The 25,722-nt window shown below is 71.1% G+C and carries 24 protein-coding genes; 15 read left to right on the top strand and 9 right to left on the bottom strand.

Annotated elements, in window-relative coordinates; genetic code table 11:
* Window positions 1-41: 41 nt before the first annotated feature.
* The 3 genes from ODE13_RS00825 to ODE13_RS00815 are packed head-to-tail and all read right to left on the bottom strand — an operon-like array spanning window position 42 to window position 3,789.
* Entirely contained in the window at window positions 42-716 is a 675-nt protein-coding gene (locus tag ODE13_RS00825; protein ID WP_322477563.1) for a TetR/AcrR family transcriptional regulator, read from the bottom strand.
* Complete coding sequence (locus ODE13_RS00820) at window positions 713-2,932, bottom strand: YhgE/Pip domain-containing protein (RefSeq protein ID WP_322477562.1); 2,220 nt, start codon at window positions 2,930-2,932, stop codon at window positions 713-715. The genes ODE13_RS00825 and ODE13_RS00820 overlap by 4 nt, the downstream gene beginning before the upstream one ends.
* A complete protein-coding gene (locus tag ODE13_RS00815; RefSeq protein ID WP_322477561.1) occupies window positions 2,929-3,789 on the bottom strand; it encodes a hypothetical protein in 861 nt (286 codons plus the stop codon). The genes ODE13_RS00820 and ODE13_RS00815 overlap by 4 nt, the downstream gene beginning before the upstream one ends.
* Window positions 3,790-4,072: 283 nt before the next feature.
* Between ODE13_RS00815 and poxB the strand changes: the two genes are divergently transcribed.
* From poxB to ODE13_RS00790, 5 genes are all read left to right on the top strand, one after another.
* Complete coding sequence (gene poxB, locus ODE13_RS00810; RefSeq protein ID WP_322477560.1) at window positions 4,073-5,788, top strand: ubiquinone-dependent pyruvate dehydrogenase; 1,716 nt, start codon at window positions 4,073-4,075, stop codon at window positions 5,786-5,788.
* A 72-nt stretch (window positions 5,789-5,860) separates the two neighbouring features.
* Window positions 5,861-6,889, top strand: coding sequence for a GNAT family N-acetyltransferase (locus ODE13_RS00805; protein ID WP_322477559.1), 1,029 nt, complete (start codon window positions 5,861-5,863; stop codon window positions 6,887-6,889).
* Window positions 6,890-6,996: 107 nt separating this feature from the next.
* On the top strand, window positions 6,997-7,692 hold the full coding sequence (locus ODE13_RS00800) for a TIGR03085 family metal-binding protein (RefSeq protein WP_322477558.1): 696 nt from the start codon (window positions 6,997-6,999) through the stop codon (window positions 7,690-7,692).
* A 74-nt stretch (window positions 7,693-7,766) separates the two neighbouring features.
* Entirely contained in the window at window positions 7,767-8,264 is a 498-nt protein-coding gene (locus ODE13_RS00795; protein ID WP_322477557.1) for a helix-turn-helix domain-containing protein, read from the top strand.
* A complete protein-coding gene (locus tag ODE13_RS00790; protein WP_322477556.1) occupies window positions 8,261-8,641 on the top strand; it encodes a DUF86 domain-containing protein in 381 nt (126 codons plus the stop codon). The genes ODE13_RS00795 and ODE13_RS00790 overlap by 4 nt, the downstream gene beginning before the upstream one ends.
* A 76-nt stretch (window positions 8,642-8,717) precedes the next feature.
* On the opposite strand, the gene ODE13_RS00785 is transcribed toward ODE13_RS00790, so the two are convergent.
* The gene (locus ODE13_RS00785) at window positions 8,718-10,850 is read right to left on the bottom strand and encodes a RecQ family ATP-dependent DNA helicase (RefSeq protein WP_322477555.1); all 2,133 of its coding nucleotides are present in this window, start codon (window positions 10,848-10,850) and stop codon (window positions 8,718-8,720) included.
* 182 nt (window positions 10,851-11,032) lie between these two features.
* Here ODE13_RS00785 and ODE13_RS00780 point away from each other — a divergent pair, with 182 nt between their 5' ends.
* From ODE13_RS00780 to ODE13_RS00760, 5 genes are all read left to right on the top strand, one after another.
* Window positions 11,033-12,589 (top strand): TIGR01777 family oxidoreductase, encoded by a 1,557-nt coding sequence (locus ODE13_RS00780; protein ID WP_322477554.1) that lies wholly within the window; start codon window positions 11,033-11,035, stop codon window positions 12,587-12,589.
* 86 nt (window positions 12,590-12,675) lie between these two features.
* Complete coding sequence (locus ODE13_RS00775; RefSeq protein WP_322477553.1) at window positions 12,676-13,458, top strand: isocitrate lyase/phosphoenolpyruvate mutase family protein; 783 nt, start codon at window positions 12,676-12,678, stop codon at window positions 13,456-13,458.
* Window positions 13,459-13,624: 166 nt separating this feature from the next.
* Window positions 13,625-14,935 carry a pitrilysin family protein gene (locus ODE13_RS00770; protein WP_322477552.1) on the top strand — a complete coding sequence of 437 codons (1,311 nt, stop codon included), beginning with the start codon at window positions 13,625-13,627 and terminating at the stop codon, window positions 14,933-14,935.
* Window positions 14,936-15,047: 112 nt separating this feature from the next.
* Entirely contained in the window at window positions 15,048-15,566 is a 519-nt protein-coding gene (locus ODE13_RS00765; RefSeq protein WP_322477551.1) for a hypothetical protein, read from the top strand.
* Between the two features lie 101 nt (window positions 15,567-15,667).
* On the top strand, window positions 15,668-16,237 hold the full coding sequence (locus ODE13_RS00760) for a hypothetical protein (protein WP_322477550.1): 570 nt from the start codon (window positions 15,668-15,670) through the stop codon (window positions 16,235-16,237).
* A gap of 95 nt (window positions 16,238-16,332) precedes the next feature.
* On the opposite strand, the gene ODE13_RS00755 is transcribed toward ODE13_RS00760, so the two are convergent.
* Window positions 16,333-16,674 (bottom strand): MoaD/ThiS family protein, encoded by a 342-nt coding sequence (locus ODE13_RS00755; protein ID WP_322477549.1) that lies wholly within the window; start codon window positions 16,672-16,674, stop codon window positions 16,333-16,335.
* 4 nt (window positions 16,675-16,678) lie between these two features.
* Window positions 16,679-17,761 carry a GTP 3',8-cyclase MoaA gene (moaA, locus tag ODE13_RS00750; RefSeq protein ID WP_416210522.1) on the bottom strand — a complete coding sequence of 361 codons (1,083 nt, stop codon included), beginning with the start codon at window positions 17,759-17,761 and terminating at the stop codon, window positions 16,679-16,681.
* 290 nt (window positions 17,762-18,051) lie between these two features.
* Between moaA and glp the strand changes: the two genes are divergently transcribed.
* The 5 genes from glp to ODE13_RS00725 all read left to right on the top strand — a co-directional run bounded on the left by glp (window position 18,052) and on the right by ODE13_RS00725 (window position 23,013).
* Complete coding sequence (glp, locus tag ODE13_RS00745; RefSeq protein WP_322477547.1) at window positions 18,052-19,479, top strand: gephyrin-like molybdotransferase Glp; 1,428 nt, start codon at window positions 18,052-18,054, stop codon at window positions 19,477-19,479.
* Between the two features lie 101 nt (window positions 19,480-19,580).
* Window positions 19,581-20,021: a cyclic pyranopterin monophosphate synthase MoaC gene (gene moaC / locus ODE13_RS00740; protein WP_322477880.1), complete on the top strand. Its 441-nt coding sequence runs from the start codon at window positions 19,581-19,583 to the stop codon at window positions 20,019-20,021.
* The gene (locus tag ODE13_RS00735; RefSeq protein WP_179542403.1) at window positions 20,014-20,577 is read left to right on the top strand and encodes a MogA/MoaB family molybdenum cofactor biosynthesis protein; all 564 of its coding nucleotides are present in this window, start codon (window positions 20,014-20,016) and stop codon (window positions 20,575-20,577) included. The genes moaC and ODE13_RS00735 overlap by 8 nt, the downstream gene beginning before the upstream one ends.
* A 61-nt stretch (window positions 20,578-20,638) precedes the next feature.
* Window positions 20,639-21,088 carry a molybdenum cofactor biosynthesis protein MoaE gene (locus ODE13_RS00730; RefSeq protein WP_322477879.1) on the top strand — a complete coding sequence of 150 codons (450 nt, stop codon included), beginning with the start codon at window positions 20,639-20,641 and terminating at the stop codon, window positions 21,086-21,088.
* 158 nt (window positions 21,089-21,246) lie between these two features.
* Window positions 21,247-23,013 carry a gamma-glutamyltransferase family protein gene (locus tag ODE13_RS00725; RefSeq protein ID WP_322477878.1) on the top strand — a complete coding sequence of 589 codons (1,767 nt, stop codon included), beginning with the start codon at window positions 21,247-21,249 and terminating at the stop codon, window positions 23,011-23,013.
* A gap of 16 nt (window positions 23,014-23,029) precedes the next feature.
* Here the strand turns inward: ODE13_RS00725 and ODE13_RS00720 are convergent, their stop codons facing one another.
* Genes ODE13_RS00720 through dapB form a run of 3 tightly spaced genes read right to left on the bottom strand, consistent with a single transcriptional unit; the run spans window position 23,030 to window position 25,672 of the window.
* Window positions 23,030-24,442 (bottom strand): hypothetical protein, encoded by a 1,413-nt coding sequence (locus tag ODE13_RS00720; RefSeq protein ID WP_322477546.1) that lies wholly within the window; start codon window positions 24,440-24,442, stop codon window positions 23,030-23,032.
* A gap of 9 nt (window positions 24,443-24,451) precedes the next feature.
* A complete protein-coding gene (locus tag ODE13_RS00715; protein ID WP_322477545.1) occupies window positions 24,452-24,901 on the bottom strand; it encodes a hypothetical protein in 450 nt (149 codons plus the stop codon).
* Between the two features lie 9 nt (window positions 24,902-24,910).
* The gene (dapB, locus tag ODE13_RS00710; protein WP_179542407.1) at window positions 24,911-25,672 is read right to left on the bottom strand and encodes a 4-hydroxy-tetrahydrodipicolinate reductase; all 762 of its coding nucleotides are present in this window, start codon (window positions 25,670-25,672) and stop codon (window positions 24,911-24,913) included.
* Window positions 25,673-25,722 lie beyond the last annotated feature (50 nt).

The following is a 25,722-nucleotide window of genomic DNA, read 5'->3' as shown; positions in this document are numbered from 1 at the left end:
GCCTCGTCGTCGCGGGGTCCCAGCGGTCGCGTGCGCCGTACTCACCCCAGCCCGCCGGCCGACATCGCCACCAACGCCTGCACGCAGTCCTCCTCGGACCACTCCTGGTGGGTGGTGTGCTGGTCCACGCTCAGGGTCACCGCCGCCGAGAGCAGCGCGGTCGCGGTGACCTCCAGCCGGGCCGGGGACGACGGCGTCTCGGCGTACCCTTCAGCCACTCGGGCCGTGTCGAGCCGGGTCAGCCGGTCCGTCAGCAGGGCCACGATGGCCTCCTTCTCGGAGCGCAGCTGCTGGGACTCGTCATCGCGCCGCCGAGCCAGGGCGTAGGCCACCAGTCCGGTGAAGGAGGGGTAGTCCCGCAGGAAGGCGAAGGCCGCCCGAATCTGGCTGGCCAGGCTGGCCCGCACCGTGGCGAGATCGCCGACGTCGTCGAGGTCATCCATGATCCGCTGCAGCTCCTCCGCCCCGTGCACCAGCATCTGCCGGACCAGGTTCTCCTTGGAGCCGAACTGGTAGTACACCGAGCCCTTAGCCACCCCGGCGATCGCCGCCAGCTCCTCCACGGAATGCTCGTGCACGCTGCGGTGATCATCCAGGGCCATCATCGCCTGCAGCAGACGCACCCGGGCTGAACCCCGCCGTGAAACTCCTCGTGAGCTCGCTCGTGGACTCCCGGCTGTCTGCCGCTCGCTGTCCGTCTCGCTCACCGCGCTCATGCGGCCTCCTCGATCGCCGGCTGGAGCCGCTTCAGGCTCCACATCTTCTTCTTCCGGATTGCCAGCACCAGCAGCGTCAGCCCCACCCCGGTGGTCGCCAGCAGCGCGGCCAGCGTAGTGGACAGCGTAGCCAGGTCCGCACCGTAGATGACATGCCTCAGGCCATCGACCACATAGCTCATCGGCAGCACCGGGTGCAGAGCCTGCAGCGGCTCCGGCAGGGTCTCCGGCGGGAACGTGCCGCCCGAGGCCACCAGCTGCAGCACCAGCAGCAGGATCATCAGCATCTTGCCCGGATTGCCCAGCAGCGCCACCACCCCCAGCACCAGGGCGGAGAACGCCATGGACGCGGCGAACAGCACCGCCAGAGCCAGCCACGGATGCGCCGGAGACAGGCCCAGTCCGGCGACGACGGCCCCATAGAGCAGCAGGCTCTGCGTCAGCGAGAGCAGCAGGAACGGCACCCAGGAGCCCAGCGCGATCGACGCCGACGGGGCGTTGGAAGCCAGCGCCCGGGTGGAGGTCGGCCGCAGCACCTGCAGCATCACCAGCGCACCGATCCACAGCGACAGGGCCAGGAAGAACGGCGCCATCCCGGCCCCATAGTTGCCGGCCTCGGTCTGCGCCGTCTGGTTGACCTTCAGCGGGTTGCCGATGACCTCGCTGATCTCCTCACGCTCATCATCATCAGGGTTCGGCACCTCCTCGGCCCCGTCATCCAGGCCGGCGGCCAGCTCCTCGGCGCCGTCGGTCAGTTCCATCGAGCCGTCCGAGGCCTCGAGGAGGCCATCACGCAGGGCCACCGCGCCGTCGCTGAGCCCGGTCGCCCCGTCGTTGAGCTCCCCGGCGCCGATGGCCAGCTGCCCGACCCCGTCATGGGCGGTGTCAGCCCCATCGGAGAGGTCCGAGGCTCCGGTGCTCAGCTGCAGGGCGCCATCGCGGGCGGTGCTCACCCCGTCCGAAAGGTCAGGGGTGGAGTCCGCCAGCTCCGCGGCACCATCGGCCAACGTCGAGCTGCCGGCGAGCAGCTCATCGGCCCCATCAGCGACCTCACGCGCACCGGTGGCGAGCTGATCGATGTCCTCCTGGGCCTCACCCAGCTCCGTGCGCGCCGTCTGGGCGCGGGTGATCAGCTCAGAGTCCTCCGCCACGGCATCCAGCGCGCCGCGCGCCTCCTCCACCTGCTCCTCCTCGATCACCCCGGCGTCAAGGAGGTCCTGCACCGCCTGGTCCGCACGCCCCTCGGCCGAAGCCTCGAACTCCGAGATGATGTCGCTGGCCTCATGGGAGGCGCTCGAGAGCGCCTCATTGCCGTCGGCCACCTGCTCGGCGCCCTCGCTGAGGGTGCTGATCCCGGTGTTCAGCTCCGAGGCGCCGGCGGAGAGCTGCCCGGCGGCGGTGTCCACCGCGTCGGCGCCCTCCTGCAGCTCAGACATTCCGTTGTAGAGGGAGGAGGCGCCGGTGGAGAGCTCATCGGCCCCGTCGGAGAGCTGCTCGGTGCCCTCGGAGAGCTCACCCAGGCCGGTCACCAGCTCATCGACGCCGTCGTCGAGGTCCCCGGCCCCGTCCGCCAGCTCCACGGAACCGGAGTGAAGCTCACCGATGCCGTCGCTGAGCTCGCCGGCGCCGTCGTGGAGCTGCCCGGCGCCATCGGCGGCGTCGATCAGCTGCCGGTGGATCTGCCCGAAACCGGTCAGCATGGCATCAGCGGTCTCCTGGCCGACCTCGCTGGAGACCGATTCATGGACCTCTGAGGCCAGCACGCTGACGATGTTGCTCAGCAGATAGTTGTTCGCCTCATTGGTGGTGATGTCCAGGATCGCCTGATCAGCAGACTCGAAGCTCGACGGCGAGGCCAGCGCCTCCGAGAAGTCCTCCGGGATGATCAGCGCGAACTGGTGCTTGCCCGAGGCCACCCCCGCCTCAGCGGCCTCCCGGGAGTCGACGGTCTCCCAGCCGAAGGAGGCGTCGTCGATGAGCTCCTCGGCGACGTCGTCACCGACAGTGCGGTGCTCGCCGTCGAAGTCCGCCCCTTCGTCCAGATTCACCAGGGCCGCGTCGACGTGCTCCAGATTGTCGTAGGGATCCCAGTTCGCATACAGGTAGATGCCCGCATAGAGCACCGGCACCAGCGCCAGCCCGAAGATCGTGATCAACGGAGTGAAGCTGCTGGTCATCCGCGCGAACTCCGAGCGCACGAGTCGCAGGAACGTCATTCTTTGCCCTCCAGAAGGTCATCCAAGTCGCTCTCCTGCGCCGCAGCCGCTGCGTCCTCAGCGGGAGCGTCGTCAGCGGGAGCCTCGTCCAGGGGAGCCTCGTCGGCGGGTGAGTCCTCAGCGGGCTGCTCCAGGGCGTGGTCCTCGACCAGCTCATCCTCTGGATAGGCCTCGTCGACGCCTTCGACTCCTGCGGCGGAATCCTCATCGGCACGCGGCGGCTCCTCGTGGTGGCCGGCGAACCCGCAGGTGATGTCCTCCCGGACCGGAGGCGTCTCCAGCAGGGCCAGCAGGGCCCGGCCGGAGTCGAAATCACAACGGTCGCTCAGGAAGTCGGCCAGCTCATCGAGATCGACGTCGTGGCGGTCCGGCGAATCGACCACGGCGAAGCGGACGGCCGGGTCGGAGAAGGCCAGCTCGATGAGCAGGCCGAGCCGACGCAGCGGCTCCAGCGTGTCGATCCGGTCCCCGGCGATGTCCTCCGCCTCATGCTCCGCCAGCCAGGCGCGGACCCCGATCCGCCGGGCCTCGCGGCCCACCCGGCTGCGCAGCGGCCGCAGGGCCAGCGACTCGGAGACCACGTTCTTCACGGTCATATGGTGCTCCGGGGCGGTGATGCCGGGGGAGTCCACCAGAGCAGTCCGGTGCCGGAGTGCGCGCAGATCCTCGACGTCGTCGAGGAGCACCGTGCCCTGGTCCGGCACCATCCGTCCGGAGCTGATCAGCGCCAAGGAGGTCCGCGCCAGGGAGGTGGAGGCCTGCAAACCGGAGAGGGCGCCGTCGGCCGCGGAGAAGCTGGTGGGGTCGAGAATCCGACCGCGATGACCGTCGAAGGCCACATCCTGAAGTCTCAGCATGCGACCATCCTACGCTTGAACTGACTGGTCAGTCTAAAAATGTGAGGAGTGCATCATGTCAGGCCTTCGGCCTCCTTCGTCCCCGTCGTCTTCGTTCGTCCCCGCGCAATTCCACGGGGACGAACGAAGACGACGGGGACAGAAGGCTGCCCCAAGCTCACCCCGTCGCCGTGACTCCGTTCATAGCCAGCAGCCGCGCACAGTCCTAGACTCAGCTCGAGGCGGCCCCCGCCGAGGATCCGGCGGTCACCGGCCGCCCTCTGCCACGGAAGGGGAACATCCGATGCCCACAGTCGCACGCACCATGGTCGACACCCTGCACGCCAGCGGGGTGCAGAGGGTCTACGGGATTCCGGGAGACTCGCTCAACGGCTTCACCGACGCCCTGCGCGCCGCCGGCACCATCGAGTGGGTCCAGGTCCGCCACGAGGAGACCGCCGCCTTCGCCGCCAGTGCCGAGTCCCAGGTCACCGGTGAGCTGGCCGTCTGCGCGGGCAGCTGCGGACCCGGCAACCTGCATCTGATCAACGGGCTCTACGACGCCCAGCGCTCGCGGACCCCGGTGCTGGCCATCGCCGCGCACATCCCCAGCGAGGAGATCGGCTCCGGCTACTTCCAGGAGACCCACCCGCAGGAGCTCTTCCGCGAGTGCAGCGTCTACGTGGAGCACGTCACCCACGCCGAGCAGATGCCCCGGCTGATGCGCATTGCCATGCGCGAGGCGCTCGAGAAGCGCGGCGTGGCGGTGCTGGTAATCCCCGGGGACGTCGCCCTGAAGGAGATCACGGCGGCGCCGGAGACGATCCGGGCCACCAGCTCCGTGGTCACCCCGGCCGAGGACGCCCTGGCCTCCGCCGCCGAGGCGCTCAACGGCTGCGACCGGGTCACCATCCTCGCCGGCGCCGGTGCGGCCGGCGCCCATGACGAGCTGCTGCAGATCGCCGAGCGGCTCCAGGCGCCCATCGTCCACGCGCTGCGCGGCAAGGAGCACGTCGAGTACGACAACCCCTATGACGTCGGCATGACCGGCCTGCTCGGATTCTCCTCCGGGTACCACGCCATGGAAGCCGCCGAGACGCTGCTGGTCCTCGGCGCCGACCTGCCCTACCAGCAGTTCTACCCGCAGGGCGCCACCGTGGTGCAGGTCGACATCCGCGGCGCACAGATCGGCCGCCGCACCAGGGTCGACGTCGGACTGGTCGGGGGAGTGAAAGAGACCGTCGCTGCGCTGCTGCCCCGGCTGGACGCCCACGCCAGCTCCAAGCACCTCGACGGCGCCACCAAGCACTACCGTCGCACTCGCAAGGACCTCGACTCGCTGGCCACACCCTCGAAGCGGACCATCCACCCGCAGTACCTGGCCCGGCTGATCGACGAGGCCGCCGCCGACGACGCTGCCTTCATCCCCGACGTCGGCTCCCCGGTGGTCTGGGCCTCCCGGTACCTGACCATGAACGGCCGACGCCGGCTCATCGGGTCCTTCTCCCACGGCTCCATGGCCAACGCGCTGACCCAGTCCATCGGTGCGGCCTCCGCGGACCCGCGCCGGCAGGTCGTCGCCCTGGCCGGCGACGGCGGACTGACCATGATGCTCGGGGAGCTGCTCACGCTGACCCAGGCGCAGCTGCCGGTGAAGACCGTGGTCTTCAACAACTCCTCGCTGAACTTCGTGGAGGTGGAGATGAAGGCCGCCGGCTTCGTCAACTACGGCACCGGCCTGACCAACCCGAGCTTCGCCGACGTCGCCGAGGCGATGGGCATCCGTGGCATCCGTGTAGAGACCTCCCAGGGCCTCCCGGCCGCGGTGGAGGAGTTCTTTGCCCACGAGGGCCCCGCGGTGCTGGATGTGGTCACCGAGCGGCAGGAGCTCTCCATGCCGCCGGCCATCACCGCCGAGCAGGCCAAGGGCTTCACCCTCTACGCCATCCGCACGGTGCTCTCCGGCCGCGGCGACGAGCTGGTGGACCTGGCCCGCACCAACTGGCGCCAGCTGTTCTGATCGACTGCCTGACCGAGCGCTCCGGATCGACCACCCCTGTGCCGGGCCGCCGGGCTTCGGTAGGGTCGTGACATGGGAGAACTTCTCGATGATCTCGCCGCCGCCCGGGCCGCCTGGACCGGCCTCCAACTGAGGGATTGGTACGCCCAGGACCGGCTGCTGGCCCAGCTGCGCACCGCGCTGGAGCCCGATGCCGAGCGCTTGGAGAACCCCGAGTTCGGGGCGGAAGTCCGCGACCTCGTGCAGGCCGACGAGTCCGCCGCCGCCGATGACGTCCACGTGGACGTCGAGGATCCGCTGCTCTGGGCGGACCGACGGATCACCCACGACGACGGCGGCTGGTCGGTGATCGGCATCAGGTTCCGCGGCCGCGATCTCACCTGCCCCTTTGTCGACGTCATCGCCTCCTCGCTGAGCCCGACCCCGGAGAACATCCGCAGGATCGTCACTGAGGCGGCGGAGGACCTGAAGGAGTTCCGTCCGCTGACCGCCCGGCTCACCGTCGGGGACCCGGACTCCGGTCTCGCCGAGGTCCACGACGCCTCGGGCATCGGCCCTTCGGCGGTGGACCAGTACCTGGTGGCCGGGCTCATCCGGGGGATCAACCACCGCACCCGGGTGGCCTCCTACCGGCGGGTGAGCCTCGAGCCGATGGACCCGACCCTGGCCGCGGCACGGGTAGCCGAGATCTACGCCGCCCACCCGGAAGGCACCCGCTGGGCGACCCCGGCGGGTCCCGACGAGCTGCAAGAGGCCTCCGAGGACGGGGCCCTGTTCGAGATCTTCGCCAATGGTGAGCCCGCCGGGGTGGTCTCCGCCCCGCGCGACGACGACCACGGCCTCAGCGGCCACCTGGTCCAGGAGATCTGCCTGGACGAAGACCATCGCGGCCGCGGATACGGCCCGGCCGTGCTGCAGCGGCTCTGCGAGGAGCTGCCCCACCCGGAGCCGGGAACAGTGCTCTGGGGAAGCATCCACCCGGAGAACGTCCCCTCGCTGCGCAACGCCCATGCCGTGGGACGCACCACCGTGGGCGGCCAGCTCTGGGTGGCCCCGGAAGGACTGCCCGGCATGCCCGCCGCACTGGCCCGCCCGTGGTGAATACAGCAGCCGAATGATGGTCGAGGGGCTCCAAGGGCTCGCCGCCCCCTGATGGCCTCCTCCACGACCGATGACCCCCGCCCGCCCCCCCGACGACAGGATGCTCCGTGACCTCACCTTCCCTCCGCTCCACCGCCGCCGCCGAACGCCAGGCCCTGGTCCGAGCACTGCGGCAGCACGGTCCGCACGCCCACACCCTCTGTGAGGGCTGGACCGCCCACGATCTGGCCGTCCATGTGGCGGCACGCGACGCCCGGCCGCACCTGGTGTTCGGGCAGGAGCTGCCCGTCGTCGGCGACGCCGCGCGGGAGAAGTACAAGACCTTCGAGAAGATGGATTTCGAGGATCTGCTGGACCGCATCGAGGCGGGAGTGCCCTCCTGGCACCCGGCCCGCTCCCGTGCCGTGGACGACGCGGTCAACACCGTGGAGTTCTTCGTCCACACCGAGGACGTGCTGCGCGCCGAGGAACTGAGCCTCTCGGACGAGGAACCGGCTGACATCGAACCGGCTGACACTGATCCCGCTGATGCCGAGACCGTCGGAACGGAGCTGCAGCCGCGCCGCCGTCGGGCGCCCGAAGCTGTCCAGCGGAGACTGTGGCAGCACGCCTCCCGGACGCTGTTCCTGGCCGCCGCGCGCAAGCACAACCGGCGGATCACCTTCATCAGCCCCGGCTTCGGCTCCGTCACCCATGGGTCTTCGAAAGACCCGATGATCAGCCTCGAAGGCGCCCCCGGGGAGCTCATCCTCTGGGCCTTCGGCCGCGAGCAGGCCGCGGACGTCACGCTGCGCCGGCACTGACGGGCCCATCGCGGGGGGAGACGGCGGGCAGGCCGCCCCTGGCTCATAGCAGAGGTCCGCTATACCGTGGAGGCATGGATGAGGTCGCACCGTCGCTGCACGAGATGACCCCGCGGGAGATCCTGCGGGCACGCCGACGCGCCCTCGGCCGGACCCAGCAGCAGCTCGCTGAGGCGATCGGCACCACCCAGTCGGTCATCGCCGCCGTCGAGAGCGGGCGCCGACCCCTGAGCGTACCGATGCGGCAGAGACTCCATGCGGCCCTGACCCCAGACCCTGCTGAGCTGCTCCAGCGCCACCGGGAGACGATCAAGCAGGCCGCCGAGACCCACGGGTTCACCGGAGTGCGTGTCTTCGGCTCCGTGGCCCGCGGCACCGCGGAAGCCTCCAGCGACCTGGACCTCTTCGTGGAGTACGCCGACCCGCAGCAGCGCCAGCCGCTGGAGATCTTCGGACTCCAACGCCACCTGGAGGGCCTGCTGGGGATACCGGTCGACGTGAACCTGCTGACCGGACGCCCGCTGAAGGGGGCCCGCGCCCAGCAGGCCTTGAAGGAATCGATCGCCCTGTGACCGACCCCCGACATCACCCCGACCGCACCCCCGAGCTCCTGGAAGACATCGCGGAACAGCTGGCCGTGTGCCGTGACATCGTCGCCGACGGCTACGAGATGTACATGGGCCCCTCCCAGGACTCCTACCTGCGACGTCGCACCGCGGAACGCGCCGTAGAGATCATCGCCGAGGCCAGCCGCCGGCTCGACGCCGAATGGAAGCAGCAGCACCCTGGCGTCCGGTGGCGGTACATGACGGACATGCGCAACAAGATCGCCCACGACTACGGCGCCATCCACGACGACATGGTCTGGGAGGTCATCGTCGGAAGCGTCCCCGAGATGGGCCGGCTCCTGGGCCTGGCCCCGGCGGAGGACCCCTACGGCCCGCACTGAGGCCGCGGAGGCGGAGGGACACGCACGCCGCCGGCCCCGCCCGGCCCGCCGCGCCTGGTCTCAGTCGCGCCGCATCTCAGCCGCGCATGCCCAGAGCGAAGGGCAGCACCCGATCCGCCCCGGCACCTCGCAGCTCCCGGGCCGCCACCGTCAGCGTCCACCGGGAGATCACCTCGTCATCCACCAGCAGCACCGCCGCACCCTGCAGCTGAGACGCCATCTCCTCGGGCACCCGGAACCGGCCCAGCAGCCCGGCCAGTCGGAAGGCGCTGTTCGCCTCCGGTGAGCTGGAGGGCCCGCCGTCGACGGGCTCCAGCGCCCCGGCATAGGGCAGGCGTCCGACCTGGGCCACCCCGCGGGCCAGGGAATCGACCAGCCGCGGGTGGCGCCGGGAGGGCACCGACACCACCACATCCGGCCGCCGCTCCCAGCCCCATTCCGCCAGCACCCGCACCACCGCAGAGGCCAGCTGATCCGGCACCGGGGCGTCCTCGCCCTGGATCGCTTCACGCACCGCCGGGCCCCAGCCCAGATCAGACAGCCTGGCCAGCGCCCGGCCCTCCTCGGCCACCTCGCCCGGACCCAGCCGGCCCTTCAGCGAGAGTCCCAGGGCGCCCAGCCCGGTGGGCCACTGCTTGCGCGGGGCGATCTCCACCCCGACCCGGTCCATCGAGACCCGGGCCTCAGAGACCGAGTCCTGATCCAGCTCACGGGGAAACCACGGCCCCGCGCAGGTGTCGCAGCGGCCGCAGGCGGTGGCGGCGTCGTCGTCGAGGGCTGCGGCCAGATACGCCATCCGACACTGCCCGGGAGGCAGCCGCTCATAGTCCAGCATCGACTGCTGCTCGGCCCTGCGCAGCCGCAGGATCGTGTCATAGCGCTCGGCGTCATAGACCCACCCGCGCCCGGTGGAAACCCATCCGCCGCGCACCCGGTGCACCGCGCCGTCGACCTCCAGCACCTTCAGCAGCAGCTCCAGCGGGGAGCGGCGGATCTCCACCATCGCCTCCAGCCGGGCCACCGAGAGCGTCTCCTCCGGGTGCTCGGCCAGCGCGGCCAGCACCGCATCCGCACGTTCCTGGGTGGGCATCGAGGCCTGCGCGAAATGCTCCCAGATGCGTACGTCCTCTCGGCCCGGCAGCAGCAGCACATCAGCGTTGTCCACCGCACGGCCGGCACGGCCGATCTGCTGGTAGTAGGACACCGGCGACGAGGGCGCCCCCAGGTGCACCACGAAGCCCAGGTCCGGCTTGTCGAAGCCCATCCCCAGCGCCGAGGTGGCGATCAGCGCCTTCACTCGGTTCTCCTTCAGCGCCTGCTCCAGTTGGGCACGCTCGTCCGGGTCCGTCTGTCCGGTGTAGGCGACCACATCGTGGCCGTGCTCCCGCAGGTGACGGGTGAGATCCTGCGCCTGCGAGACGGTCAGCGCATAGACGATCCCGCTGCCGGCCAGCGAGCCCAGATGCTGGGTCAACCAGGCGATCCGCTGCTCCGAGTCCGGCAGGGTCAGCACACCCAGGCGCAGCGAATCCCGGCTGAGGCTGCCACGCAGCACCAGGACCTCCTTGCCGCTGGCATCCCCGGCCGGGGAGAGCTGGGCGGCGACATCCTCCACCACCCGGGAGTTCGCCGTCGCGGTGGTGGCCAGCACCGGGACCGCCGTCGGCAGGTTGCGGACGATCTCCCCGATCCGCCGGTAGTCGGGGCGGAAGTCATGGCCCCAGTCGGAGATGCAGTGGGCCTCGTCCACCACCAGCATGCCCAGCCGGTCCAGCAGCCCCGGCAGCACCTCATCGCGGAAACGCGGATTGGCCAGCCGCTCCGGGGAGATCAGCAGCACGTCCAGCTCATCGGCGGCCAACGCCTCCAGCACGGAGTCCCACTCGTGGGCGTTGGCCGAGTTCACCGCCTGCGCCCGCACTCCGGCGCGGGTGGCCGCAGCGATCTGATCCCGCATCAGCGCGATCAGCGGGGAGACGATCAGGCTCACCCCACGCCCCCGACTGCGCAGCAGATGCGCGGCCAGGAAGTACACCGCCGACTTGCCCCATCCGGTCTTCTGCACCACCAGCACCCGGCGGCGCTGCTCCACCAGTGCGGAGATGGCCTCCAGCTGGCCCGGACGGAAGTCATCGTCACGTCCGGTCAGCGCGGTGAGGCGCTCACGGGCCTCGGCATGGAAGGCGGAGTCCACTGCAGTCTCAGTCATGACGACCACTCTTCCACGGCCGACTGACAGCTGGCCCTCCGGGCTCCCTCGCGTGTCAGACGCCCTGCTCAGCGACGCAGGAAGGCTCCCTGGAGGGCCGCGGGAGTGATAGATTGCGGCGAGAGGGCCGCCGACGGGAAGAACCTCCGTCAGCGGCCGAGGAGTCCGGGCCGGGAGGGCCGATGTCGCGATTCGAGCATGAGACGTATCTGCCATTCGCCCGCGACGACGTGTTCGCCTGGTACACCCGCCGCGGTGCGCTGACCCGGCTGCACCCGCCCTTCGCCGGTGAGGTCCTCGCCGAGCCGGAGGACGGCCCCGTCGACGGCGCGGAATCCCGGATCACGCTCAACCTCCCCGGGCTCTTCGGGGCCAGCGCCACCGCCGCCGCCGGCCTGGCCGGCTCCGTGCTGCCATTCTCTCCGCGCAGCCGACTGGCCTGGCACTCCCGGCATGAGGACTTCCGCCCGGGCCACGGATTCACTGATGTGATGATCTCCGGGCCCATGCACAGCTGGCGCCACGAGCGGGAGTTCCTGGACCAGGGCCAGGGCACCCTGCTGCGCGAGACCATCACCTACCAGCATCCGGCCGAATCCCGCCTGCCCGGTCCGCTGCGACGCCGCATCCAGCACAGCCTGGAGCAGGAGCTGCACCGGGTCTTCACCTTCCGCGCCCACCAGACGGCCCAGGACCTCGCCTTCCATCAGAGCCATAGCCGACTGGCCTCCCAGCAGCGAGAGCGTCGATCCCATCTGGACGTCGCGGACGACGCCTGCGCGGACGGTCCCCAGGTGGTCGCCGTCTCGGGTGCCTCGGGGATGATCGGCACCCAGGTCTGCGCGCTGCTCGGCGGTGCCGGCATCGAGGTCAGGCGGCTGGTCCGTCGGGACCTCAGCCGGACCGAGGCGGGGGAGTCGGAGACCGGAGTCGGGGAGATCGCCTGGGATCCGGACTCCGGGCAGCTGGACGAGCAGGCGCTCGCAGACGTGGACGTCGTCATCAACCTGGCCGGCCGGCCGCTGGCCTCCCGATTCACCGATGAGCACAAGCGCCGGGTGCGCTCCTCGCGCGTGGACGGCACCACTCTCCTCGCTGAGACGCTGGCCCACCTGGAGGAGACCAGCCCGAGGGGGCGCGCCCTGATCAGCGGCTCGGCCATCGGCTGGTACGGCGCCACTGCGCAGGACCGAGTCGGAGCCGCCGGTCAGCTCACCGAGAGCATGCCCTCCGGCACGGACTTCCTCGCCGAGGTGTGCCGGGCCTGGGAGAGCGCGGCCCGCCGGGCCGAGACCTCAGGCGTGCGTGTGGCGACCATCCGCACCGGCCTCGTGCAGTCACCCTCCGGAGGCGCACTGCAGCAGATGCTGCCGCTGTTCGCCGTCGGGGTGGGCGGCCCGCTGGGAGGCCCTCAGATGCAGAGCTGGATCAGCCTGGATGACATCGCGGGGCTCATCGTCCACCTGGCCCTGACCCCGTCGGCCAGAGGCCCGGTCAACGGTGTCGCTCCTGCCCCCGTCACGGCGCGGGCCTACGCCCGGTGCCTCGGCGCGGTGCTCCGGCGGCCCTCGGCGCTTCCCACGCCCTCCTTCGGCCCCAAGCTCCTGCTGGGGGCCCAGGGGTCACGGGAACTGGTCATGGCGGACCAGGACGCCAGCGCGGAGAAGGCTCTGGATCTCGGCTACGCCTTCCGCCACCCCACCCTGGAGGAGGCCTTGCGGCACGTGCTGGGTCGGTGACCGGTCGTTCCGCCCGAGCCGGCAGCCTCCCCCCCGCTTCACACACCTCGACCCCCCCATCCCGCAAACCCCGAGAGGACCTCACCATGACCCCCGCTCCCAGCACCGCCGAGCTCGCCGCCCGCGCTGACACCCTGCTGAACCTCCACCACCGGCAGGCCCCGGTGGTCCTGCCCACCGCCTGGGACGTCTGGTCCGCGCGGTTCATCGAGGAAGCCGGCTTCGAGGCGCTCACCGTGGGCAGCCACCCGCTGGCAGACTCCCTCGGCGCGGCCGACGGCGAGGCGATGAGTCTGGAGCAGGCCCTGGAGGCCATCGCCCGCATCACCGCCGGTGTGGACATCCCGGTCTCCGCGGACTTGGAATCCGGCTACGACACCCCACCGGCTGAACTCGTCGAACGGACGCTGGCCGCCGGCGTCGTGGGCATCAACATCGAGGACGTCGCCCATTCCCGGGGAGCGATGCGCTCGGCCCAGGAGCATGCCGACTACCTGGCCGGGATCCGGCAGGCCGCCGACCAAGCCGGGGTACACCTGGTGATCAACGGGCGCACCGACGTCTACAAGCACGCCGGGGACTTCAAGGACCCGCTCTCCGAGACGCTCCACAGGCTCCATCGCATGGAGGAGGCCGGCGTCGACAGTCTCTACCCGGTCGGTCTGCCCTCTGAGGAGGTTCTCAGCACCATCCTGGCCGAGATCCGCACGCCGCTGAACGTCACCGCCCATCCGGAGAAGGGGGCGGTCCCCGACGGGCTCGGTCTGGCACGGCTGACCGAGCTGGGCGTCTCCCGGGTCAGCTTCGGCCCGCTGCTGCAGATGACGCTGGCGGAGAAGGCCGCCGGAGTGCTCGACGGCTGGAAGTAGCAGGGCGCCGTCGGCGAGAGCCCGCAAGCCTGAGCCGGGACACCGATGCCGGCCGGCGCACGCGTTCCGGCCGGTGACCTTGGCTCCTGGGTTACCCTGGCACCTTGCCGTCGCTCCCGGCCCCACGCCGGGCGTACCCTCGATCCAGCAGGAGCACCCTCACCCCATGCGCGTGACCATCGCCCCCCGCACCGAAGGCATCCTCAACTCCGACGCCGGCTCCACGGTGCGCCGCTCCGTCCTGCCCTCCGGCGTCCGGGTGCTCACCGAGGTCATGCCGGGCCAGCGCTCGGTGACCATCGGCTTCTGGATCGCGGTGGGCTCGCGGGACGAGGCCCAGCACCAGCACGGCTCCACCCACTTCCTGGAGCACCTGCTGTTCAAAGGCACTCCGAGCCGCTCCGCCCTGGACATCGCCGCCGCCTTTGACGCCGTCGGAGGAGAGTCCAACGCGATGACCGGCAAAGAGTCCACCTGCTACTACGCCCGGGTGCTCGACGCCGATCTGCCCATGGCCGTGGAGGTGCTCACCGACATGGTCACCTCCGCCTCGCTGGATCCGCAGGAGATGGAGACCGAGCGCGGGGTCATCCTGGAGGAGCTGGCCATGGCCGAGGACGATCCCGACGACGTCGTCCACGAGCGCTTCTCCGCCCAGGTGATGGACGGCCACGCGCTGGGGCGGCCCATCGGCGGCACCCCTGCTGACATCCGCACGGCCACCCGCGACGACGTCCAGGCCCACTTCACCCGCTGGTACCGGCCGGACGAGCTGGTCATCACCGCCGCCGGCGGACTGGACCACGATCAGCTGTGCCGGATGATCGACGAGGCCCTGGACACCTCCGCCTGGGACACCACGGTCTCCCAGGACCCGGCGCCGCGCCGGGTGGGGCAGGAGCAGGTGATCCCGGTTCGGGCAGGGGTGGAGGAGCATTTCAAACCCGTCGAGCAGGCGCAGGTCATCCTGGGCGGCCGCGGCCTCTCCGCGGCCGACGAGGATCGCTTCGCCCTCTCGGTGATGCACGCGATCCTCGGCGGCGGGATGTCCTCCCGGCTGTTCCAGGAGATCCGCGAACGCCGCGGCCTGGCCTACTCCACATACTCGTTCTCCGCCGCCTACACCGACGCGGGCTGCTACGGCCTCTATGCCGGATGCCTGCCGGAGAAGGTGGACAGCGTCATCGCGGTGATGACCGCTGAGCTGGAGCGCATCGCATCAGCACCGGTGACTGAGGAGGAGCTCAGCCGTGCCAAGGGCCAGCTGCGCGGCGGGACCGTGTTGGGCATGGAGGAGACCTCTTCACGCATGTCCCGGTTGGGGCGCTCCGAGCTGGTGCGCGGCGAGTTCGTCGACATCTCCGACACGCTCGCTCAGCTGCAGGCCGTCACCGCTGAGGACGTGCGCAGCGTGGCGGGCCGGCTGGCGGACTCGCCGCGGGCGACCACGGTCGTCCGGCCCGGTCGGGATGGCTGAACACCAGGCCGCGGGGTGGAGGCCCACTGATGACGGGGGCAGGCCCCCGCTCCTACACTGGTCTTTTGGACGGCCGACGGCACCGAGGACGACCGGAGGGTGAGGAGCCTGGATGCCCGGAAGGGCCAGTGACCGCATGGAGGAACAGCTGATCAGCGACGTCGGGCTGGACCGACGCCATCAGCTGGTCGCATGCCTGGCCGGAGTCGGCGTGGCTCTTCCCGCACTGGCCTGGGGCTGGTCCACGGCCAGCGCCCTGCCCATCCTGGGTGGGATCCTGCTGGCCTGTGTGGTCTTCGCCTGGTCCTCGCTGCTGCGGGTCAGGCTCAGCGTGGTCGGCGAGGGGCTGCGCCTGCGTGCAGGGATCTGGTCCGCCGAGATCGTCCCCTGGCAGGCGGTGCAGCAGATCCGCACCGGCGCCCGCACCCAGCTGATCGCTGTGTGGGGCCGGAAGTCCGAAGCCGAGGCCACGCAGTACCTCGTCGACGGGCCCACGCTTCGCATCGTCACCTCCGGACATGAGTATGTGGTCAGCGTGGAGGACTCCCGCGCCGCGATGCAGGAGCTGAGCGCCCACTGGCCGGGCGAACACACGTTGCGCACCCTTGACCCGCAGCAGAGGAGCACCTGATGAACCGTCGACGTCGCCATGATTCTACCTGTGGATTCTCGATCGCCGGATCGGCGGACACCGGGCGGACACGCCCTGGATCGCGCCTCCGGCGCCGCGCCGTGGCGTTCGCAACTCCGCTGATGGGCGCCCTGCTGCTGTCCGGATGTGCCGGGGGAGGGGAGCAGGACGCCCCCGAACCTGATGAGGGCCGGGTGACTACCGCACCGGGGCCCTCGCCGCAGGGTCCCGACGACGACGCCGCAGCCGATGAGCCCCAGGGGTCCGATGACATGACCGATCCCGACGAGCCGGACTCCGACGTCGCCCAGACAGACCTTGAGGACGGCGGCGACGGTGAGACCGGCGTCCCGGAGCCGACGCCGCAGCAGGTGGAGGAGACTCCCGAACTCATCGAGGAGGTCCAGGCCACCTGGGAGGCCTACGAGGAGCTCTCCGAGACGGAGCTGGAGGTCATGTTCTACTCCGGGAACCTGAGCTGCTACGGGGTCCGCACAGTGGTCGAGGAGGACGCTGAGGAAGTCCGCATCGCCACGGTCTCCGGCCGGCTGCCGGAGGCCGCCGACCAGCCCTGCACCCAGGAGGCCCTCTACGTCTCCGTGGTGGTGGAGCTGGAGGAACCGCTCGGTGACCGTGAAGTCGTCGAGCTGCCGGACGTCGAGCTCAACTGACCGATCGTCCGTGGAGGAGCGGTCCTGGTGTCACGGTGCGCGGAAGCGGCTCCTGAATGACGGGCGTCTGGATGTAGGGGGTGCTCGGCCCCGGCTCAGCCGCCGGCGAAGGGCGGGAGCACGTCCACCTGATCCCCGGGTTTCAGCGGTGTGGTCTCCGCCGCGGCCCGCACCCCGTTGACCAGGAAGGAGCAGCGCGCCAGCACGCGGGGCAGCTGCTCGAGGTCCCCCGGGTGACCTGACTCCCCGGGCTCGCCGGGATCACCGGCGCCCACGGCACCGGGCAGCCGCGCCAGCACCGCGGCCAGCGACGTCGGCCCGGACAGTCTCAGGTCCAGCTCCTCGACGCCGGCGGCCTCGGCAGCCGCCGCGAAGAGCCGCACGGTCAGGGTCCCGTCGGCGGTCGTGGTGACCGGGTCGTGCGGTGCGGTGGTCATCGGATCATCCTCCGATCGCCGACATCGAGCGGCCCGGGCGGGTGAAGGAGTCCAGGTCGAAGCCGGGACGATCGGTGCCGTGCGCGGCCGGCTTGAGCCACATGGCCTCGGCCCAGCGGCGGGCCACGGCGTCGTCGTCGGCTGCCGGGTCGCGCAGCAGGTGGGCCAGGTCGACCTCCTGGTGGGAGAACAGGCAGCTCATCACCTTGCCCTCGGCGGTGATCCGGGTGCGACGGCAGTCCGCGCAGAACGGCTCGGTGACCGAGGCGATCACCCCGACCCGTCCCAGCGGCGTGCCGTCCAGGGAGAGCACCTCGAAACGTTCGGCCGGTGCGCCGGCGCGAGGCTCGGCATCGGGCTGCAGCTGGAACCGCTCGGAGAGCAGCGCCCTGGTCTGAGCGGCTGAGACCGTGCCTTCGCTGCGCCAGTTCTGGTCGCCGTCCAGCGGCATCTGTTCGATGAACCGCAGCTCGTAGCCCTGGGCCAGCGCCCAGGCCAGCAGATCGGGTGCCTCACGCTCGTTGATCCCGCGCATCAGCACCGCGTTGACCTTCAGCGGCGTCAGCCCGGCCGCCGCAGCGGCCTCCACCCCACGCAGGACCTTGTTGAGCGAGTCTCGGCGGGTGAGCTGCGCGAAGGTCTCCGGGTGCAGCGAGTCCAGCGAGACGTTGACCCTGTCCAGGCCGGCCTCCTCGAGCGCGGCGGCCTTGCGCTCGAGGCCGATGGCATTGGTGGTCATGGCGATCGGCAGGTCGGGGTGGTCTGCCCGGATCCCGGCGATGATCTCCAGCAGATCCGCCCGCACCAGCGGTTCGCCGCCGGTGAGGCGCAGCTCGCGCACCCCCAGGGTATCCACGCCGATGCGCACCAGCCGGCGGATCTCCTCGGCGGTGAGCAGCTCGTCCTTGGAGAGCCAGGGCAGCCCGTCCGCAGGCATGCAGTAGGTGCAGCGCAGGTTGCACTTGTCGATCAGCGAGATGCGCAGATCTGTGGCGCGCCGGCCGAAGCGGTCCAGCAGCCCGCGGGTAGGATCAGCGTCCTCGGCCCCGGGCAGGGGCTGGCCAGGCCGGGCCGGCAGGCTCGGCATGCCCAGCGGCACACGGTGCGGTCCGTTCGCAGACGCCGGCGCCTCAGTGTCCGAGGAGGACTCCTGCGGCCGGGCGCTCCCGAGCTGCGCGCCCTCGGCGTCAGCGTTCCCCGCAGCCAGTTCCTCCATACCCCCATGCTACGGGTCCGAGTGTTTCTGTCGCATGACCCCAGGCCCGGCCCGCCGCATCGGCTGTGGGCCGCCCTCCAGGCGCCTGTGGACCGTCCGACGGGGCGCCTGGGGCCGTGGAGAAGACGCCCATGTCACAGGCGGGTACTACACTCGCACCCATGGCGCCAGCAACAGCACCATCCCCGTCCGTTCCGGCCACCCGCCGCACCTCCGTGCCCGAACACGTGGAGAGACTCCGCGGTCTGCTGGCCGAAGCCCTGGAGGATCCGGCCCGCCCCCGCACGGAGCGACGGCGGGTCACCGACTCCGGCCTGGTGGGCCGGGTGGCCGCCGTCGACGTCGAGGCTCCCGGCCCGCTGCCCAGCTTCGACAACTCCCAGATGGACGGTTTCGCCGTGCGTGCTGAGGATCTGCGCACCCAGGCCCTCAGCGCAGCGGGTGAGAGCACTCTGCCCCTGGCCGGCGTGGTTCCGGCTGGCGCGGCGGCCCCTGAGCTTCCCCCCGGTGGAGTGCTCGCCGTGATGACTGGTGCACCCATCCCTGAGGGCGCAGACTGCGTGGTCCCGGTGGAGCGCACCACCGCTGGCCGCTTCGAACAGATCCTGCCCGCACCCTCGGCACCGGGCGCCGCTGAAGACGCCGGGGACGCCTCACCGGCACAGATCACCTTCACCGGCCTCACCGAGGACGACCTGCAGCCTGGCCGTTTCATTCGCCGCACCGGCTCCGACGTCCAGGCCGGGGACCGGGTCCTCAGCGTGGGAGACGTGCTCACCCCTTCCGTGCTGGGCCTGCTCGCCGCCCTCGGGCTGCCCGATGTGCGGATCCGTCCCCGAGCGCGCGCCCTGGTGCTCTCCACCGGGGACGAGGTGCGACAGCCCGGCAGTCCGTTGCACCCGGGACAGCTGTACGACGCTGACACTCCGCTGCTCATCGCGGCCCTCGAGAGCTTCGGCGTCGACGTGCAGGCCGCCTCGGCCACGGCCGATGACGTCGAGATCTTCACCGACGTGGTCTGGGCCCTGTTGGCCGAGCATGACCCTCAGCTGCTGGTCACCGCCGGTGGAATCAGCGCCGGAGCCTTCGAAGTGGTCCGCCAGGGACTGGCGAGCCGCGGCGTGGAGTTCGGCTCCGTGGCGCAGCAGCCCGGAGGGCCGCAGGGCTGGGGACTGATCCCTGCCCAGGGGCGCCAGCCCGCGGTGGCGGTGATCTGCCTGCCCGGCAACCCGGTCAGCTGCGCCGTGAGTTTGGAGACCCTGGTGCGCCCCGCGCTCGCAGAGCTCGACGCCGCATGCCCGCCCCCTCATCGGCTCACCGTACGGCTGGAGGAGGCGGTGGACTCGAAGCCGGGGGTCACCCAGTACCGGCGCGCGGTCTTCACGGCGCCGGAGGCTGAGGCCGCTGCGTCCGACCCAGAGCAGGGCCAGCCCGTTCCCGAGGTTCGGCTGGTGGGCGGACCGAGCTCGCATCTGCTGGGCCATCTGGCCCGCGCCGACGTGCTTCTGGAACTGCACGAAGAGGACACCCACGTGGAGGCGGGTGCCGAACGCGAGGCCCTGCTGCTGACCGGAAGGACGTTGCCGTGACCGGAACAGACACCAGACCGGAACCCGGCTCCGCGGAGGCCGCGGAGCCTCGCCCGTCGGCCCCGACGCTGACCCATGTGCGCGAAGACGGGAGCGCACACATGGTGGACATCTCGGAGAAGGACGTCACCGCGCGCACCGCCCGCGCCCAGGCTGTGTTGCGCACTCGGGAGGCGGTCACCGCGCAGCTCGTCCAGGGGGCGCTGCCCAAGGGTGACGCCCTGGCCACCGCACGCATCGCGGGCATCATGGCGGCCAAACGCACCCATGAACTCGTCCCCCTGTGCCACCCGCTGCCGCTGAGCAAGGTCACGGTGGATTTCGCCGTCGACCAGCCCGAACCCGGCGAGGTGCTCATCACCGCCGAGGTCCGCACCACCTCCCGGACTGGGGTGGAGATGGAGGCCCTCACCGCGGTCTCCGTGGCGGGCCTGACCCTCTACGACATGATCAAGGCGGTGGACCGCGCCGCAGTGATCACCGACCAGCAGGTCATTCACAAGACCGGCGGACAACACGGAGAATGGACCAGACATGACTGACCCTCAGCATCCGTCGGCGGAGACTCCCGCCTACGACGACGATCGCACCCGCGAGAGGATCATCGCCCCGGTGATCGTCTCCACCCGCGCCGCCCAGGGGGTGCGGGAGGACCAGAGCGCGCCCATCATCGCCGAGTTCGCCGACTCGATCGACTTCGGCTGCCGGCCGCCGGTGATCATCCCGGACGGAGAGGGCGTGCTGGCGGCGATCTCCGAACTGCTGGTCCAGGTGGCGCCCGCCGTGATCATCACCTCCGGCGGCACCGGACTGACCCCGGACGACCTCACCCCGGAGTACACCCTCCCGCTGCTGGACAAGGAGATCCCCGGCATCATGGAGGCGGTGCGCGCCCACGGCCGGGCACACAACCCGCTGGCCGCCCTGAGCAGGGGGATGGCCGGCGTCGCCGAGGGCACGGTGATCGTGAACCTCCCGGGTTCGCCGAAGGCCGTGCGGGAGGGCATGCAGGTGCTGGTGGAGATCCTCCCGCACCTGTGTGACCAGGTCTCCGACCTCCGTAAGCACGACGAGTGGGGATCCCCCGGTGACCAGTGAACATGTCGACACCCCTTCGCCCGAGGCGGCGAGCCTCGCTCCGTTGACCCGGGAGGGTACCCTGCACCACGCCGGATCGGCCCCCGCCGCGCATCGACTCCTCCACGCCGCGCTCAGCGCAGAGCCGCTGAACCCGACCCGGGCTCACCACGAGGTCTGGGCGCCGACCGCCGGGGCCGTGGTCGACTTCGCCGGAATCGTCAGGGACCACGACGGCGGTCGCACCGTGGAACGCTTGAGCTACACCGCCCACCCCAGCGCCGAGGAAGCCCTGACCCGGGTGGCCCGGGAGGTCGCCGCAGCCCACCCCAGTGTGCGCATCTGGGCGGCCCACCGGGTCGGAGACCTGCACATCGGGGACCACGCGCTCGTCGTCGCCGTCGCCTCTGCGCACCGCGCGGAGGCATTCGCCGCCTGCGCCGAACTGGTGGAGCAGATCAAGGCCCAGGTGCCCATCTGGAAGGAACAGTTCTTCGCCGACGGCGCCAAGGAATGGGTCGGCATCGACTGAGCCCTTCGGCGGCACCGCACATCATCGACTGCTCTGCGGCCCGGCACGATCCTGCCGAGGACCGGAGAGACGCCCCTGAGAGGACACTGCTCGTGAGCACCACCTTCACCCACGCCGAGACCTCCACGACCCGCCCCACCCTTCAGGGCCGGTTCGGCATGTCGGCCTCCACCCACTGGCTGGCCACGGCCGCTGCCCAGGCGGTGCTGGAGCGCGGCGGCAACGCCTTCGACGCGGCCACCGCCGGCGCCTTCGTGCTTCACGTCGTCGAACCCCATCTCAACGGCCCCGGCGGGGACATGACCGGAGTCTTCGTCGCGGCGAAGACTCCCGACTCGCCGCAGATCCTCATGGGGCAGGGTCCCGCCCCGGCAGGTGCCAGCATCGAGCACTACACGAGTCTCGGCCTGAGCACGGTCCCCGGGGCAGGTGCGCTGGCCGCCGCCGTGCCCGGTGCCGTCGACGCCTGGCTGGTGCTGCTGCGTGACCACGGCACCTGGGCGCTGGGCGAGGTGCTCGAGTTCGCCATCGACCTGGCAGAGCACGGTGCACCCGTGCTCGAGCGCGTCTCCGCCGCCATCCGCAGCGTGTCCGAGCTCTTCACCGAGCATTGGCCCACCTCGGCGGCCCTGTGGATGCCCGAGGGCCGGCCGCCCGCCCCGGGGTCGCTGATGCGCAACCCCGAGTACGCCGCCGTGCTGCGGGGGCTCCTCGCCGCTGGCACTGAGGCTGAGGGCCGCACGGCGCAGATCGAGGCCGCCCGAGCTGAATGGAAGACCGGCCTGGTGGCGCAGAAGGCGGCTGAGTTCGCCACGACCCCGCATCGCCACTCCGACGGCGGAGACCACGCCGGAGTCATCACCATGGAGGACTTCACCGCCTTCGACGCCGGCTATGAGACTCCCGCCACCGTGGAGTTCCGCGGCCACACCATCGCCAAGACCGCAGCATGGGGCCAAGGGCCGATGCTGCTCCAGGTGCTGAAGATCCTCGAGGCCTATGCCGACGCGGACCTCGACCCGGGCACCGAGCGGGGCGCGCACCTGATCCTGGAGGCGCTCAAGCTCGCCCTCGCCGACCGTGACGCCCACTACGGCCACGAGGACCTCGACCTCGATCATCTGCTCTCCGAAGCCTACGTCGCAGCACGTCGGGAGCTCATCGCTGAGACCGCCAGCATCGAGTTCCGGCCGGGTGAGCTGCCAGGTCGCTCGACCGTGCTGCCTCCGCTGGAGGAGGCTGAGCAGGTCTCCGGCGGTGCTGGAGTCGGCGCCGGAGTGGGGGAACCCACCGTCAGCAGGCCGGGCGAGCAGACGGTGGAGGCGACGGGGGAGACCCGCGGGGACACCTGTCACATCGACGTGGTGGACCGCTGGGGGAACATGATCTCCGCGACCCCCTCGGGCGGCTGGCTGCAGTCCTCACCGACCATCCCTGGGCTCGGCTTCTGCCTGGGCACTCGGCTGCAGATGACCTGGTTGGACGAGCGGTCACCCTCGCGGCTGGAGCCCGGTCGCCGACCACGCACCACGCTCTCGCCGACGCTGGTGCTCAAGGACGGTCAGCCGATCATCGCACTGGGCACCCCCGGTGGCGACCAACAGGACCAGTGGCAGCTGCCGATGCTGCTGCGCATGCTCGTCGGAGGTCATTCCCCGCAGCAGGCCATCGACGCGCCCACGCTGCACACCACCTCGTCGCCCGGTTCCTTCTGGCCCCGCACCTGGGAGCCCGGAGGTGCGGTCGTCGAGGACCGCCTGGGCGAGGAGGTCATCAGCGGGCTGGAACGTCGAGGGCATCGGATCACCCGTGCCGGGAACTGGTCGCTGGGCCGGCTCTCCTGTGTGACCCGTGACCCCGCCACCGGGCGGTTGAGCGCCGCGGCGAATCCGCGGGGAGCTCAGGGCTACGCCGCCGGGCGCTGAGCACCCGGGCAGAGCGTCACCGCAGCAGCTGGATCTGCCATTCGCCCAGCAGGTGGGTCATCCACAGCAGCCCGGCCCCAGCCACCGGCGCCGCCGTCACCAGCCAGGGCGGGACCCGCGCAACTGTGCCGGGCAGCACCGGCTCCGGACGGGCGAGACCCGCCTCAAGGATCACCGCCCCCGTGGCGGGGCGGCTGAAGTAGGTGACGTGTTCTGCCCACCAGGGGACCTCCGGATGCGGGGGCACATACCGGACACATACCTGGCCGCGCCGGGTGTCGCCGTCGTCGCCCTCGCCGAGCCCGGCGTCGGGGGAACACGGCTCGCGATCCTCCGCCTGGATGCGTGTGGGGAACACCGTCCCCCAGGAGATCGGATCCAGCAGCGATTTCACGTGCCAGATCCGGCTCTGCGGCACCTGCCCCACATCGTCGGGCCGGCGGCGCAGCCACCCGACCACCGCTGCGGTCAGCGCCCCGTAGAGCACCGCGGCCAGCACCACGACTGCGGCGCCGGAGAGCAGCTCCCCGCCGGCCCCGTGGACGGAGGCGCCGGGGCCTTGCCCCGCCTCGGCGACGGCGTCGAGGCCGCGGGTCAGGGCCAGGTGCAGGAACGCCGGCCACGCCAGCACGAACGGCCACACCACCAGTGGCAGCCACGCGCTCGCCGCCACCACCCGCAGGGTGCTGAGCTGATGCTCTCCTGAGCCGACCCACACGCAGCGCTCCGGTGCGGTGCGCAGCGCCACCCGACGGCTGAGCTCGGCACCTTGGGAATGCCCGACCAGGGTGACCCGGTCCGCTCGTGCCGCCGCGACCTCCACCAGACGGCGCAGGCGCGGCAGCACCGTGTCATCGAGGGCGGCGGAGCGGTAGAGCCACACGTCCCCGACCACCTCGACCAGCACATGATGGAGCCCTCGACGCCAGGGCGGGACGAGCCCGGCCAGCGGGAGCACGATCAGCAGCACCAGGATGACCAGCGGTACCGCGGCGAGCATCGCGGCGGACGTCAGCAGCGCCGCCAGCCGGCGTCCGGCCCGCCCGACGGCGCCGACGCCGTCCGCGGCCTCCCGCCAGCGGTCGCCGCACCAGCCTCCGGCGCCGCTGATCAGCGCGAACGGGGCGATCTCCAGGAGCCACAGCAGCACCACCCAGAATCGGGGCGTCCGGAGCCCGGAGTCCCACCAGCCGTCGTGGAACTCGGCGAGATAGGGCTCGTGGCCGGGAACCTCCACGCGAGCGCGATGGGTCAGTTCGGCAGGGGCGGCCGAGTCCACGGGGAGGTCGGTCAGCGAACCCCCGGCAGCCTCCGCGCCGCGCCGCACAGCATCCCGGGTCTGCTCGGCGAGGTCCCCGGAGTCATGGACACCGATCCCGTGGACACAGACATACGCGGTGGTGCTGATCCGCGGGGTCGTGCTGCTCACCTGGCGGGGTCAGCCGCGGGCCTCGGCCCGCTGCATCTGAATGGCCTTGCGCATGGTCTTGCGGGCCCGTGCGCGGTCCGCGGCGACGTCGTAGGCCACCGAGAGGCGGAACCAGCTGCGCCAGTCTTCAGGGGTGGCCTCCGCCGCGGTGGCGTAGCGGCGGAACTGCTCGTCCGCCTGCTCGCGATTCGGCCGTCCGCCGGGCGAGCGTTCCACGGTGTCCTCGGGCAGCCCGCCCTCCTCCGCCAGGATGCGCCCCAGCCGCTCCGAGCCGAGGCCGAAGAGCAGCTCACGCAGCAGCACCCACACGCCCAAGGCGACCACCAGCACTGCGCCGACGCCGATGAGCTTCGCGGCGGTCTCCTCGGCGGTGAGCAGCCGCCAGGCGTTGTAGCCGGCGGCACCCAGGAAGATGGTCAGCATCAGGATGACCAGCGAGGTCCAGATCTTCGCCTTCATGGATGCCGCCTACAGGCCCAGATCCAGGTAGCCGTCGAGCCCGTGGGTGAGCCCGGGCCGCGAGGCCACGGTGCGCAGGCCCAGCAGCACTCCGGGCATGAAGGAGGCACGGTCGAAGGAATCATGCCGGAGGGTCAGCTGCTCACCTGCGGATCCGAGCAGCACCTCCTGGTGGGCCACCAGCCCGCGGAGGCGCACGGCATGGACATGGACGTCCTCCACCGTGGCGCCGCGGGCGCCGTCGGGGTCCTGGGTGGTCGCGTCGGGAGAGGGGGCGACGCCGGCCTCGCGCCGGGCGCGGCCCATCAGCTGCGCGGTCCGTGCTGCGGTGCCGGAGGGGGCGTCCACCTTGTCCGGGTGGTGCAGCTCGATGATCTCCGCCGATTCGAAGTACCGGGCGGCCTTCGCGGCGAACGCGGTGGCCAGCACCGAGCCCAGCGCGAAGTTCGGGGCGATCAGCACGCCGGTATCGGGATGCTGTGCCAGCAGCGCCTGGAGGCGTCCCAGCCGTTCGTCGTCCCAGCCGGTGGTGCCGACCACGGCGTGGATGCCGTGCTCCACGGCGAAGCGTACGTTCTCCTCGGTGGCGTCCGGGACGCTGAGGTCCACGATATGCGTGGCGCCGGACTCCCGCACCAGGTCCAGGGAGTCGCTCCGTCCCAGCCGGGCGACCAGCTCCATGTCCTCCGCGCCGTCGACGGCGCTCACCGCTTCGGTGCCCATGCGCCCTCGGGCGCCGAGCACCGCCACACGAATCTCAGCTTGGCTCATGGTCCCCAGCGTATCGTTCGGCGGGGACACGGCATGACCCCCGGGGACGT

This window comes from Nesterenkonia sp. HG001 (assembly GCF_034438835.1).
Taxonomy (GTDB): Bacteria; Actinomycetota; Actinomycetes; order Actinomycetales; family Micrococcaceae; genus Nesterenkonia; species Nesterenkonia xinjiangensis.
The sequence above is the reverse complement of the archived record's forward strand: the minus strand, read 5'-3'. Positions and strand labels throughout refer to the sequence as shown.

Coding starts and splice junctions, on each gene's coding strand:
- ODE13_RS00805 (WP_322477559.1), top strand. CDS start 5,861: ATGGGAGAACTTCTCGATGATCTCGCCGCCGCCCGGGCCGCCTGGACC.
- ODE13_RS00775 (WP_322477553.1), top strand. CDS start 12,676: ATGACCCCCGCTCCCAGCACCGCCGAGCTCGCCGCCCGCGCTGACACC.
- ODE13_RS00825 (WP_322477563.1), bottom strand. CDS start 716: ATGAGCGCGGTGAGCGAGACGGACAGCGAGCGGCAGACAGCCGGGAGT.
- ODE13_RS00820 (WP_322477562.1), bottom strand. CDS start 2,932: ATGACGTTCCTGCGACTCGTGCGCTCGGAGTTCGCGCGGATGACCAGC.
- dapB (WP_179542407.1), bottom strand. CDS start 25,672: ATGAGCCAAGCTGAGATTCGTGTGGCGGTGCTCGGCGCCCGAGGGCGC.
- ODE13_RS00815 (WP_322477561.1), bottom strand. CDS start 3,789: ATGCTGAGACTTCAGGATGTGGCCTTCGACGGTCATCGCGGTCGGATT.
- ODE13_RS00765 (WP_322477551.1), top strand. CDS start 15,048: ATGCCCGGAAGGGCCAGTGACCGCATGGAGGAACAGCTGATCAGCGAC.
- ODE13_RS00715 (WP_322477545.1), bottom strand. CDS start 24,901: ATGAAGGCGAAGATCTGGACCTCGCTGGTCATCCTGATGCTGACCATC.
- moaA (WP_416210522.1), bottom strand. CDS start 17,761: ATGCCGAGCCTGCCGGCCCGGCCTGGCCAGCCCCTGCCCGGGGCCGAG.
- ODE13_RS00780 (WP_322477554.1), top strand. CDS start 11,033: ATGTCGCGATTCGAGCATGAGACGTATCTGCCATTCGCCCGCGACGAC.
- ODE13_RS00725 (WP_322477878.1), top strand. CDS start 21,247: ATGTCGGCCTCCACCCACTGGCTGGCCACGGCCGCTGCCCAGGCGGTG.
- ODE13_RS00785 (WP_322477555.1), bottom strand. CDS start 10,850: ATGACTGAGACTGCAGTGGACTCCGCCTTCCATGCCGAGGCCCGTGAG.
- ODE13_RS00770 (WP_322477552.1), top strand. CDS start 13,625: ATGCGCGTGACCATCGCCCCCCGCACCGAAGGCATCCTCAACTCCGAC.
- ODE13_RS00795 (WP_322477557.1), top strand. CDS start 7,767: ATGGATGAGGTCGCACCGTCGCTGCACGAGATGACCCCGCGGGAGATC.
- moaC (WP_322477880.1), top strand. CDS start 19,581: ATGGTGGACATCTCGGAGAAGGACGTCACCGCGCGCACCGCCCGCGCC.
- poxB (WP_322477560.1), top strand. CDS start 4,073: ATGCCCACAGTCGCACGCACCATGGTCGACACCCTGCACGCCAGCGGG.
- ODE13_RS00735 (WP_179542403.1), top strand. CDS start 20,014: ATGACTGACCCTCAGCATCCGTCGGCGGAGACTCCCGCCTACGACGAC.
- glp (WP_322477547.1), top strand. CDS start 18,052: ATGGCGCCAGCAACAGCACCATCCCCGTCCGTTCCGGCCACCCGCCGC.
- ODE13_RS00755 (WP_322477549.1), bottom strand. CDS start 16,674: ATGACCACCGCACCGCACGACCCGGTCACCACGACCGCCGACGGGACC.